Raw genomic sequence first — 11838 nt, 5'->3', positions numbered from 1 at the left:
CGGAACGGATCACGACTATAGTTCAGACCAGGGAGCGACGAAACCTGTTCCCCCGCACCCACCGAACGCCTATTTCGAAACGTCGGCGCCGAAATATTTCTGCGAGATCGTGTCGTAGGTGCCGTCTGCCTTGATCTCGGCCAGCGCCTTGTTGATGGCTTCGAGAAGCTCGGGTTCGCCCTTGCGGATGATGACGCCGGAATAATCGGCATTGGCCTGCTCGGCAGCGATCTTCACCGGCGCGTCCGGCTTCTTCTTCTTGAAGTCGAGGAAAGACAGGCTGTCGTTGATGGTAGCATCGGCGCGTCCCGTCAGCACCAGCTGGATCGACTGGTCGAAGCCATCGGTGCCGACGAGCTCTGCACCGGCATCGGCGGCAATCTTGCCAAAGTTACTCGAAAGCGATTGTGCTGCTTTCTTGTCCTTCAAGTCCGGGAAGCCCTTGATCTCGGTATTGTCCGCCTTGACGATCAGAACGGCCTTTGAGGCGATATAGGGCTCGGAAAAATCATATTTCTTCTTGCGTTCGTCAGTAATGCCAACCTGGTTGATCACGGTGTCGTAACGCTTGGCGTCGAGGCCGGCGATCAGGCCGTCCCACTTGCCTTCCAAGAATTCGGCCTTGACGCCCAGTTTCTTGGCAAGGGCTTCGCCGATCTCGACATCGAAGCCGACGAGCTTGCCGCTTTCGTCGTGATACGTGAATGGCGCATAGGTGCCTTCGGTGCCGATCTTCAGGGCGCCGGCCGATTTGACAGCCTCAAGGTTTTCGCCGGCCTGAGCCGCCCCGAAAGACACCAATTGGGCAAAAGCGGCGGCGGCGAGAAGTTTGGGAACCCACTTCATTGTCTTTTCCATTCTTTCTGACGGCTCATATGCCGATGTTGCGTGACAATCGCACAGCTCTGCCCCGATCTCTGCGTACAAAACCCCGGGTGCCGCGCCAAGCAGGGAATGCTTTTTCTAAATTGGCAGGTTTGGGAGAAGTTTGGCTTCCTTAGCCTAAAAACAAGGCTTCCTGCTCATTCTTTGACGGAAAATGATGATCGGGTTGCAATTTGTTTCTGACCCCTTTATGCCTGTTTATGCCGATTCATCCTTGATTGCGCTTAAATATGCAGCCAGAGCTTCTCCTTCAGGAACGCCAGCGGATGATCCGAGACCGTTTGACCGTTTCCGGCAGGGTGCTGGCGGCCGATCTGGCGCAGGAGTTCAGGGTTTCCGAGGATACGATAAGGCGCGATCTCCGGGAGCTTGCCGCGGCTGGACTGTGCGAGCGGGTTTATGGTGGAGCGTTGCTTGTCGCACCGGGCGGCACGACGCTCACGGAACGGGTTGGCCAGGCGCCGGAGCGCAAGGCGGCGCTGGCCGCGGCGGCATTGCCCTTCATATGTCCCGGCATGATGGTGTTCTTCGATGCCGGCTCCACCAATCTTGCCATTGCCCGTGCTCTTGCCCCGGATCTCGAGTTGACCGTGGCGACAAACACGCCGCTGATCGCCTCGGCCCTTTTGGACAAGCCGCTGGTGGAACTGATCGTGATCGGAGGCCGGATCGACCAGCGGGTGGGAGCGGCTATCGGCGCAAAGGCGCAGCGCGATCTGGAGATGCTGCGGCCGGATCTCTGTATTCTCGGGGCCTGCGGTGCGGATATCAAGACCGGCCTGACCGTGTCCGAATACGAGGACGCGGAGTTCAAGAGGCTGTTGGCGCATCACAGTGTTTCGGTCATCACAGCCATTACCAACGACAAATTCGGGATCTCCGCTCCCCATGCCGTCATCGGCGCGCAAGACTGTGCAACACTGATCGTCGAATATGATGCGCCGGCCGATGCCGTCGGTTCGTTCGAAGAAGCAGGTATTGTCATCGCCCGTGCACGAAAGGCGAAACCATGAGGATGCTCATCGTCGAAGAGCTGCCGGTGCCGTGGCGACCGGTTCTCATCCCTCCTGCCGGCATCAGGAGCCGCGGCTTTGCGTGGCCGTCCTGAACGACCCGACGGCAATTTTGTTAAACAACGGTTTGAAGCGGGTTCCGCCCCGCATTGGAAAAGGTCATGGATCAGCATTCTCTTCCTCAGCACGACACCCTCCGGCAAGGTTACATGCCGAAATCGCGCCTGGCCGTTTCTCTTCTCTTCCTGATGAACGGCTTCGTTACCGGCAGTTGGGCGCCCAAAATTCCCGAGTTCAAGGACAAGCTGGGTATCAGCGAAAGCATACTGGGGCTTCTCATCCTCGTCTTTGGCATCGGCTCGTTGGTGCTGATGCCAATTGCCGGCGGCTATATCGCCAAACTTGGGTCGCAGAAGGTCGTGAGGGTGACGGCCGTCATCCTGTCGCCTCTTCTGTTTCTTCTCACGCTGGTGTCGAACATCTGGACGGCAATTCCCGCCATGTTCCTGCTTGGCGGCTTTGTGGGCGCGATGGACGTGGCGATGAACGCCAATGCGGTCGAGGTGGAGAAATCCATGCGCCGGGCGATCATGTCGTCCTGCCATGCCTATTGGAGTCTCGGGGGCCTGATCGGCTCGGCCAGCGGCGGCGTGATCATGGCGCAGTTCGGCGTCCTGCCGCACGCACTCCTCGTCACGCTGTTCTGCGTTGCGGTTCTTGGCATTGCCTGGCCGATGATCCATGCAGACAAGCCTCATCCCGATGTCGCAAAGCAGAAACTGCGTCTGCCGCTGACGCCGCTGCCTTGGCTGATCGGTCTCGTCGCGCTGTTTTCCATGGTGCCGGAGGGGACGGTGCTCGACTGGGGCGCGCTATACCTTCGCAATGAGCTCGGCGCCTCGGTCGCGCTGTCGGGGTTCGGCTTTGCTGCTTTTTCCGCGACCATGGCGATTATGCGATTTGCCGGCGACCATGTCCGCGACCGGTTCGGCGGCGTGAAGACGCTGCGCATCTGCACGTTGACGGCCTTGGTCGGCCTTCTGTTGGCAGGCCTTTCTCCCACTGCGCCGCTCGCCATTCTCGGCTTCGCGCTGGCCGGCGTCGGTATCTCCAACATGGTGCCGATCGCCTTTTCGGCGGCAGGCAACATGCCGGGGCTGGCGCCCGGCATCGGATTGTCGGTCGCCACCTTCATGGGGTATTCCGGCATGCTGTTTGCGCCCTCGCTGATCGGCTTCGTTGCCGAACACACGGGGTTTGCCATTATCTTCACCTGCGTGCCCATCCTCTTTATCGTCGTCCTCCTGCTCTCCCATCATGCGGCGCATGCCGATCTGAAAGGGCGCGACTGACGGCAGGGCAACCATCAATTCGCCGTCAAGACATGGTGTTGGCCGTTGACAAGGCGGCCATCCTCATCCACCTGAGGATCGTCGCCGTACCAGAACCTTCAAGGGGCCACCATGTCGTCCGCCTTTGATTTCGACCCTCAGCCGCGCCGGGCTTCCGTTGCCGTCGATGTCGGCGGCGTGATCGTCGGAGGATCGGCGCCCGTCGTCGTCCAGTCGATGACCAATACCGATACGGCCGATGTCGATGCGACAGTTGCACAGGTCGCCGCCCTGCACCGCGCAGGCTCGGAGTTGGTGCGCATCACCGTCGATCGCGACGAGAGCGCGGCCGCCGTACCGAAAATCCGCGAACGGCTCGAACGGCTGGGGCTGGATGTGCCCCTGATCGGCGATTTTCACTATATCGGACACAAGCTTCTCGCCGACCATCCGGCCTGCGCCGAAGCGCTTGCAAAATATCGCATCAATCCGGGAAATGTCGGCTTCAAGGCGAAGAAGGACAAGCAATTCGCCGAGATCATCGAGCGCGCCATCCTGTTCGACAAGCCGGTGCGCATCGGCGTCAACTGGGGATCGCTCGATCAGGATCTGCTGACGAAGCTGATGGACGATAATCAGGCCAAGGGATTCCCGCTGACGGCCAGCCAGGTCATGCGCGAGACCATCGTGCAATCCGCGCTGATTTCGGCCGAACTGGCCGAAGACATCGGCCTGCCGCGCAATCGCATCATCCTGTCGGCCAAGGTGTCGAACGTGCAGGATCTGATCGCATGCTATTCGATGCTGTCCGGCCGGACGAACCATGCATTGCACCTCGGCCTCACGGAGGCCGGCATGGGCTCCAAGGGCATCGTCTCGTCCGCCGCCTCGCTCGGCATCCTGATGCAGCAGGGCATCGGCGATACGATCCGCATCTCGTTGACGCCAGAGCCCGGCGGCGACCGCACCCGCGAGGTGCAGGTCGCGCAGGAGTTGCTGCAGGTCATGGGTTTCCGGCAGTTTATTCCCGTCGTTGCCGCCTGTCCCGGCTGCGGCCGCACCACATCGACGGTGTTTCAGGAACTGGCCCAGAAGATCGAAGGCGACATCCGCCGCAACATGCCGGTCTGGCGCGAAAAATATCCCGGTGTTGAAGGGCTGAAGGTCGCGGTCATGGGCTGCATCGTTAACGGACCCGGTGAAAGCAAGCATGCCGATATCGGCATTTCGCTGCCCGGCACCGGCGAGCTTCCGGCCGCTCCCGTTTATATTGACGGCAAGAAGGCGATCACGATCCGCGGCACCAATATTGCCGGCGATTTCGAGACGCTCGTCGCCGACTATATCGAGAAGCGCTTCGGCCAGGGACAGGCCGCCGCCGAGTAAGGGAACGATGCTCTAAAGCCTTGCCGTCAGCAGGCGGAGGCCGGCAAAGGTGAAGAAGCCCGCCATGGCCCCCTCGATCCAACGGTGCGCCCTCCGGTACGCCCGGTTGACGGGTGCCAGCGAAAACAACAGCGCAAAGCCAGTGAACACGACCACGCCCATGACCATGCAGCCGCCGATCAACACCGCCATGATGCTGGCGGGCGCATCCTTCGGCATGCCGAGCGAGACCAGCATGATCCAGGCAAAGATCGCCTTGGGATTGGTAAGGTGGATGCCCAGGCCCTTGAAATAGAGTTTCCGCAGAGAAGGCTGAACTTCGTTTGCGGCTGCTGCCGGCAGATCTTTCCGCAGAGCGGCCCTCAAGGCGTTGAAGGCAAGCCACAGCAGATAAAGGCCGCCGGCGATCTTCAGAACGATCATCGCCTGCCCATAGGAGCGGATCAGAGCCGAAAGCCCGGCCGCCGTCAGCATCGCCCAGATATAGGACCCTGTGAGCACGCCGAGCGCCAGCGCCATACCCGCGCTGCGCCCACGGCTGATCGAGGTGCCGATGATGGCGAGGACTGCCGGTCCGGGCGACGCGACGGCGATCAGATAGGCGCTCCAGGCAAGCATAAGCTGCGGCAGGTGGGGTAGAAGATCTGGCAAAGCGGAGACTCCGGGCGGAAAGTTACGTATATTCATTCTGCCGCAGCGGCCGGCGAAGGGAATGTGCAATCTTGTTGCGGTAACAAGTTGGCTGGCCGGGTGGACAATGGCCCGACGTTCCTCGCCTTGTTGGTACCTCTCCCTTTAAGCCGAGAGAGACCAAGAAGGAGTTCCCGCTGGCCTGCGTTCTTGCTCCTCCCCAATGGAAGGGGCAGGGCCGAGGCTCCGGCGAAAGCATATAATGGTCAGTGGCTTCGATTGGCCACGAAACGGGCCGTTTCACAAAGGATCGAGGCCTCCTGTCCGAAAGCCGTCAGCAAGGTCTCTGCATTGGCGACAAGCCTTGCCAGCTCTGCCTCAGCCCAAACCTGACCGCGCAGCGCAACCAGCGTGCCCTTGCCGCGGGCAGCGTCCTTGCCAGTGGCCTTGCCCATGGTCTTGGCATCGGCCGTCAGATCGAGAAGGTCGTCGGCGAGCTGGAAAGCAAGGCCGATCGTTTCGCCGTACTGGCGCATCACGCGCCGGTCGTCCGCGGTGCTGCCGGCGATGATGGCGCCGGCCTCGCAGGCAAAGCGGATCAGCGCCCCGGTCTTCATGGCCTGCAGGGTGATAATGCGGGCTTCGTCGAGACCGCGCCCCTCTGCCGCCAGATCGAGCGCCTGTCCGCCGGCCATGCCGCCAATACCTGAAGCGCGGGCCAGCGCCAGGATCAGGTCCGTCTTGCTGCTGTCCGGGAGATGGGTTTCCGGTGCGGCGATAATGTCGAAGGCGAGCGTCAGCAGGCCGTCGCCGGCAAGGATCGCATTCGCTTCGCCGTGGGCGATATGCACGGTCGGCTGCCCGCGCCTCAGTTCGTCGTCATCCATGGCCGGAAGATCGTCGTGGACAAGGGAATAGCTGTGAACGCATTCGAGCGCCGCGCCGACCCTGAGTGCTGCCTGTGCATCGCCGCCGAGCAGGGCAGCGCTCTCCATCACCAGAAACGGGCGCAGGCGCTTGCCGCCGTTCAGCACGCCGTGCCGCATGGCTGCAAGGAGCGATGTCGGCCGGGCGATCTCGTCGGACTGCACCTGATCTGTCAGAAGGTGAACAAGGCAGGCCTCGACGGCCATAGCATGGCTCTTCAGGCGCACTTCGAAAGAATGGGGCAGGTCGCTCATGCGGCGCTGTTTGGCACGACTGCGCTGCCGCTGGCAACGGGATTTTGCCATATGGCCATGGATGCGGCCGCCGGACGGGACAAAGTCCAGAAAAGCGTTCAACTCCCGCTGTTCTTGCTCTATGAAAATTCAAATGGATCATCAGGCGGGTGTGTCAGGGGTGGAAATCATACCGGAAAGCCGGGAAGAGGAAGAGGTGGTGTCGTCCAGCCGTTCTCAGGGATGGCGCGCGGCTCTGCACCGTCGCTGGCGCCAGATCATATTCATCGTCCTCGCCATCGTTCTGTTGCCCTATGTGCTGATCGTCCTTTACGTGCCGGGTTTCGTCCATCCGGTTTCGACGCTCATGCTGCGCGATCTGGTGCTGCTGCGCGGCTACGACCGCCAGTGGGTGTCGCTCGACGATATTTCTCCCAATCTCGTCCAATCCGTGATGATGTCGGAGGACGGCCAGTTCTGCATCCATGCCGGCGTCGACTGGGTACAGATGCGTGGCGTCGTCAACGAGGCCCTCGAAGGCGAATCCACCCGCGGTGCCTCGACCATCCCGATGCAGACGGCCAAGAACCTGTTCCTATGGAATGGGCGCTCCTTTGTCCGCAAGGCGATGGAATTGCCGCTGGCGGTCGCGGCGGATTTCGTCTGGAGCAAGCGGCGGATGATGGAACTCTATCTGAATATTGCCGAATGGGGTCCGGGCATCTATGGCGCCGAGGCCGCCGCGCAACGCCATTTCGGCGTTCCTGCTGCCAAGCTGACGCGCCGCCAGGCGGCTCTTCTCGCGGTATCGCTTCCCAATCCGGTCGAGCGCAATGCGGGCAAACCGGGACGCGGTCTGCGGCGTCTCGCCTCGGTCATCGAACGCCGGGCCGGGCGTTCCGGCGAATATATCAAGTGTCTTTATGAGTAGGATCAGGCCTTTTGATTGGCTTTGAGCGTGGCTTTGCCCCTATAGCAGGGCAACCCAAGCGGATCGGAGAAGACCGTGACCAATCTCACCCTCTATATCGGCAACAAGAATTATTCCTCCTGGTCGCTCCGGCCCTGGCTTGCGCTGGAAGGCTGCGGCATTCCCTTCGAAGATGTCGTCATCCCTTTCGATTTTCCAGCCGGAAATCCCAAATTTCGGGATATTTCGCCGACCGGTCGCGTTCCCGTGCTGCACCACGGCGATATCCGGATCTGGGAATCACTGGCGATCATCGAATATGTCGCCGAGCTCTTTCCTGAGGCCGGGCTCTGGCCTGAGGATATGGTGGAACGCGCCGCCGCCCGCAGCTATTCCATGGAAATGCTCTCCGGGTTCCGGGCTCTCCGCAATGCCTGCCCGATGAATATCCGCCGTGAAAAGCGCGCCATAGACCTGCCTGCCGGCGTTATGGAGGATGTTGAGCGGATCGAGACGATCTGGCGGGAGGCCGTGGCCCGCTCGGGCGGCCCCTTCCTGTTCGGTCGCTTCACCGCTGCGGATGCTATGTTCGCACCGGTGGTCAACCGGTTCGAGATCTACGATCTCACCCGCAATCCTGGCTCGCTCGGCTATATGGATGCGGTCAAGACCCATCCGGCCTTCCGGAAATGGCAGGACGCGGCGTTGCAGGAAAGCTGGATCGTTCCGGAGGACGAGGCTTGATGATGCGAACCGTCCTTTGCGAAAAAATGATGGCAGGGACTGGTCAAACATCTGCCGGGCATGTATAAGCCCGGAAAATTCCGAGATTGACATCTGTTTGTCCCGACCAACGGTCTGGCCGCTGAACAGAGTTTTGCCCGATAAGTGGAGACTGAAATGGCTGTACCAAAAAGAAAAACAAGCCCGTCCAAACGCGGCATGCGCCGCTCCGCTGACGCGTTGAAGTCCCCGACCTATGTCGAGGACAAGAACTCCGGCGAACTTCGCCGTCCGCACCATATCGACCTGAAGACCGGCATGTACCGCGGCCGCCAGGTTTTGACCCCGAAGGCTTCCGCTTAATCAGCGCATGCTTGGGATTGAAGACGGAGGGCTGGCTTTTGCCGGCCCTTTTCTTTTGGTGCCATTTCTTGACCGCAAAAACACTGTAAGCGAATATCATTGCGCCGGTCGGGACCGGTCTCAAGAAACCGGGAGTTCCTGTCGATGATTGCCGCCATTCCTTTGCTGATCCTGCCCTTCGTGCTTTACAATCTCGGCATGGTCGGGCTGCTGGGAAGCGGAGGGGTTGCCGTCTTCGACAATACGATCTTCTCGATGACCATGCTGTCCGGTGCGGTCTGGACGATGAGTGTCGGGGACCTGCTGATCGTGATCGCGCTCGCCGTGCTTTTCGTGGAAATCCTCAAGGCCACGCGCATCAGTTCCAAGGCGCTGATGGATCACCTTCTTTCCATGGTGCTGTTCATCGTTTTTCTTGTCGAGTTCCTGCTCGTCGCCAATGCGGCGACGCATGTCTTCTTCATTCTCATGACGATCTGCTTCATCGACGTGATCGCAGGCTTTTCCGTGTCCATGCGCACGGCCGGGCGGGATGTATCGATCGGGCTATGACCGCGTATTTCACGGGAGCGCTTTTACACGCTGCCCGATCCGGACCGGGTGCAGCGGTCAGCCCAGATTTTCCAGCTTTGTCTGCAAGGCGCGCAGTTGCTCCTTCAGGTCGTCAATGTCCTTCGCTTCGGCCTTGCGCGGCTCCTTGGCGGCCGGTGTTGCCGCCATGAAGGGCGAGAACATCTGCATGGCCTGATTGAAAATCTCGGTGTTGCGCCGGACCTGCTCCTCCACCAACTGCAGCGGAACGGCCAGATTCTTGACCAGCGGCGTGTCGCCGAAGGCCTTGTTGATCTGCTCGCGCATCTGCACCTGCTGGTCGGTGAATGCCTGCATCGAATGTTCGAGATAACTCGGCACGACCATCTGCATCTGGTCGCCGTAAAAAGCGATAAGCTGGCGCAGGAAGGAAATAGGCAGAAGCGTGTTGCCGGTCTTGGATTCCTGTTCGAAGATGATCTGTGTCAGCACCGAATGGGTGATGTCATCACCGGATTTCGCGTCCTGGACGTTGAATTCCTCACCCTTTTTCACCATCACCGCGAGATCGTCGAGCGTGACATAGGTGCTCGTGCCGGTATTGTAGAGCCGTCGGTTGGCGTATTTCTTGATAACGATCTGGCCGTCGTGTTTAGCCATCTGGGTCTCCTCCCCATGGTCCCGTCTTTATTATGTTTTTTTAGAGTATCCGGAAAAAACCTCTTCTGACAATCTCTTTGTGCGATGCGGCGACGCAAGCGCGAGGTTTCGCGCTGACACCAGGTTTCAAACAGTGGACGTTGCGCGTCAACGATCCCGTTTGACTTGCGGGCAGACCTTTGTCAGTCTTTGGCCAGTTGCTAAAAAAATGAACGAGGAAACATTTCATGAGCACTCCCTCCATCGTCATCGCCAGTGCCGGCCGGACGGCAGTCGGCGCCTTCAACGGCTCTTTTGCCAATACACTGGCCCACGAACTCGGGGCCGCCGTCATCAAGGGTGTGCTCGAACGGGCGGGCGTCGACCCCGCAGAGGTCGATGAGGTGATCCTCGGGCAGGTGCTGTCTGCCGGCGAGGGCCAGAATCCGGCGCGCCAGGCGGCAATGAAGGCCGGCATTCCCCAGGAAGCAACAGCCTGGGGCATGAACCAGCTCTGCGGTTCGGGCTTGCGCGCGGTTGCGCTCGGCATGCAACAGATTGCCACCGGCGACGCAAAGATCATCGTGGCCGGCGGCATGGAATCCATGTCGATGGCACCGCATTGCGCGCATTTGCGCGGCGGCGTGAAGATGGGCGATCTGAAGATGGTCGACACCATGATCAAGGACGGGCTTACCGACGCCTTCTACGGCTATCACATGGGTACGACGGCCGAGAATATCGCCAAGAAGTGGCAGCTGTCGCGCGACGAACAGGACCAGTTTGCCGTGGGTTCGCAGAACAAGGCCGAAGCCGCGCAGAAGGCAGGCCGTTTTGCGGACGAGATCATTCCCTTCGTGGTGAAGGGGCGCAAAGGCGACGTGACCGTCGACCAGGATGAATATATTCGCCATGGGGCAACGCTGGAATCCATGACCAAGCTGCGCCCGGCCTTCGACAAGGACGGAACCGTGACGGCAGCGAATGCTTCGGGTCTCAACGACGGCGCCGCTGCGGCTCTTTTGATGACGGAAGATGAGGCTGGTCGGCGTGGCATCCAGCCGCTCGCCCGCATTGTCTCCTGGGCAACGGCCGGCGTCGATCCGCAGATCATGGGCACGGGTCCGATCCCGGCCTCGCGAAAGGCGCTGGAAAAGGCCGGCTGGTCGGTCAGCGATATCGATCTTGTGGAAGCCAACGAGGCTTTTGCAGCGCAGGCCTGCGCCGTCAACAAGGATCTCGGCTGGGATACATCGATCGTCAATGTCAATGGCGGCGCCATCGCCATCGGCCATCCGATCGGCGCATCCGGTGCGCGGGTGCTCAACACGCTGTTGTTCGAGATGAAGCGCCGCGGCGTTTCCAAGGGCCTTGCAACGCTCTGCATCGGCGGCGGCATGGGTGTAGCCATGTGTGTCGAGCGGTTTTAAACGTCCGATTTCCTGGTACGTCCTGGCCCGCTGGCCGGGACGTACCAAGGCGGGCGACGGTGTTATAAAAAACGGATAAAACGGGGGGAGATACGAATGAGCAGAGTAGCACTGGTTACGGGCGGATCGCGTGGCATTGGGGCGGCTATTTCCGCTGCCTTGAAGGACGCCGGATACGCGGTGGCGGCCAATTATGCCGGCAATGATGAAAAAGCCCAGGCATTCACTGCCGAAACCGGTATTCCCACGTATAAATGGGATGTCTCCAGCTATGCGGCCTGTGCTGCCGGCCTTGCCCGCGTCGAAGCCGATCTCGGTCCGGTCGAGATTCTCGTCAATAATGCCGGCATCACACGCGATGCCATGTTTCACAAGATGACGCCGGATCAATGGACGGCCGTTGTCGATACCAACCTGACGGGCCTTTTCAATATGACGCATCCGGTCTGGACCGGAATGCGGGATCGCAATTTCGGCCGGGTGATCAATATTTCCTCGATCAATGGCCAAAAGGGCCAGATGGGCCAGGTCAATTATTCCGCCGCGAAGGCGGGCGATCTTGGCTTCACCAAGGCGCTGGCGCAGGAAGGCGCTGCCAAGGGCATCACCGTCAACGCCATTTGTCCGGGGTATATCGGCACGGAAATGGTGCGTGCGATCCCTGAAAAGGTTTTGAACGAGAGGATCATCCCGCAAATCCCGGTGGGACGCCTCGGAGAGCCGGCAGAAATCGCCCGTATCGCGGTGTTCCTCGCTTCCGATGACGCGGGCTTCATTACCGGATCGACCATATCCGCGAACGGCGGTCAGTTCTTCGTCTGACGGATGCGGACCCCA

13 protein-coding genes are annotated in these 11838 nt (G+C 60.3%); 9 read left to right on the top strand and 4 right to left on the bottom strand.

What is annotated here, in order from left to right:
• Positions 1 to 69: 69 nt before the first annotated feature.
• On the bottom strand, positions 70 to 846 hold the full coding sequence (locus PY308_RS19945; protein WP_275786136.1) for an amino acid ABC transporter substrate-binding protein: 777 nt from the start codon (positions 844 to 846) through the stop codon (positions 70 to 72).
• Between the two features lie 269 nt (positions 847 to 1115).
• Here PY308_RS19945 and PY308_RS19940 point away from each other — a divergent pair, with 269 nt between their 5' ends.
• The 3 genes from PY308_RS19940 to ispG all read left to right on the top strand — a co-directional run bounded on the left by PY308_RS19940 (position 1116) and on the right by ispG (position 4615).
• The gene (locus PY308_RS19940; RefSeq protein ID WP_275786134.1) at positions 1116 to 1898 is read left to right on the top strand and encodes a DeoR/GlpR family DNA-binding transcription regulator; all 783 of its coding nucleotides are present in this window, start codon (positions 1116 to 1118) and stop codon (positions 1896 to 1898) included.
• 161 nt (positions 1899 to 2059) lie between these two features.
• Positions 2060 to 3250 carry an MFS transporter gene (locus PY308_RS19935; RefSeq protein ID WP_275786132.1) on the top strand — a complete coding sequence of 397 codons (1191 nt, stop codon included), beginning with the start codon at positions 2060 to 2062 and terminating at the stop codon, positions 3248 to 3250.
• A 111-nt stretch (positions 3251 to 3361) separates the two neighbouring features.
• Complete coding sequence (ispG, locus tag PY308_RS19930; protein ID WP_275786129.1) at positions 3362 to 4615, top strand: flavodoxin-dependent (E)-4-hydroxy-3-methylbut-2-enyl-diphosphate synthase; 1254 nt, start codon at positions 3362 to 3364, stop codon at positions 4613 to 4615.
• 12 nt (positions 4616 to 4627) lie between these two features.
• Here the strand turns inward: ispG and PY308_RS19925 are convergent, their stop codons facing one another.
• A complete protein-coding gene (locus PY308_RS19925) occupies positions 4628 to 5266 on the bottom strand; it encodes a LysE family translocator (RefSeq protein ID WP_275786126.1) in 639 nt (212 codons plus the stop codon).
• A gap of 245 nt (positions 5267 to 5511) precedes the next feature.
• Entirely contained in the window at positions 5512 to 6426 is a 915-nt protein-coding gene (locus PY308_RS19920; RefSeq protein WP_275791214.1) for a polyprenyl synthetase family protein, read from the bottom strand.
• Positions 6427 to 6559: 133 nt separating this feature from the next.
• Here PY308_RS19920 and mtgA point away from each other — a divergent pair, with 133 nt between their 5' ends.
• From mtgA to PY308_RS19900, 4 genes are all read left to right on the top strand, one after another.
• Positions 6560 to 7336, top strand: a complete 777-nt coding sequence (gene mtgA, locus PY308_RS19915; protein ID WP_275786123.1) for a monofunctional biosynthetic peptidoglycan transglycosylase — start codon at positions 6560 to 6562, stop codon at positions 7334 to 7336.
• Positions 7337 to 7411: 75 nt separating this feature from the next.
• Complete coding sequence (locus PY308_RS19910; RefSeq protein ID WP_275786120.1) at positions 7412 to 8059, top strand: glutathione S-transferase family protein; 648 nt, start codon at positions 7412 to 7414, stop codon at positions 8057 to 8059.
• A gap of 156 nt (positions 8060 to 8215) precedes the next feature.
• On the top strand, positions 8216 to 8401 hold the full coding sequence (rpmF, locus tag PY308_RS19905; RefSeq protein ID WP_037208532.1) for a 50S ribosomal protein L32: 186 nt from the start codon (positions 8216 to 8218) through the stop codon (positions 8399 to 8401).
• 144 nt (positions 8402 to 8545) lie between these two features.
• On the top strand, positions 8546 to 8953 hold the full coding sequence (locus PY308_RS19900) for a hypothetical protein (RefSeq protein WP_275786113.1): 408 nt from the start codon (positions 8546 to 8548) through the stop codon (positions 8951 to 8953).
• 57 nt (positions 8954 to 9010) lie between these two features.
• Here PY308_RS19900 and phaR read toward each other — a convergent pair whose 3' ends face one another.
• Positions 9011 to 9592, bottom strand: a complete 582-nt coding sequence (phaR, locus tag PY308_RS19895) for a polyhydroxyalkanoate synthesis repressor PhaR (RefSeq protein ID WP_275786110.1) — start codon at positions 9590 to 9592, stop codon at positions 9011 to 9013.
• Positions 9593 to 9819: 227 nt separating this feature from the next.
• On the opposite strand from phaR, the gene PY308_RS19890 reads away from it, so the two are divergent.
• The gene (locus PY308_RS19890; RefSeq protein WP_275786107.1) at positions 9820 to 11001 is read left to right on the top strand and encodes an acetyl-CoA C-acetyltransferase; all 1182 of its coding nucleotides are present in this window, start codon (positions 9820 to 9822) and stop codon (positions 10999 to 11001) included.
• 96 nt (positions 11002 to 11097) lie between these two features.
• On the top strand, positions 11098 to 11823 hold the full coding sequence (gene phbB, locus PY308_RS19885; RefSeq protein ID WP_275786104.1) for an acetoacetyl-CoA reductase: 726 nt from the start codon (positions 11098 to 11100) through the stop codon (positions 11821 to 11823).
• Positions 11824 to 11838: the final 15 nt, after the last annotated feature.

The sequence above is a fragment of the Pararhizobium gei genome, from assembly GCF_029223885.1.
Lineage (GTDB): Bacteria > Pseudomonadota > Alphaproteobacteria > Rhizobiales > Rhizobiaceae > Pararhizobium > Pararhizobium gei.
This window is presented reverse-complemented; position numbering and strand designations above follow the sequence as displayed.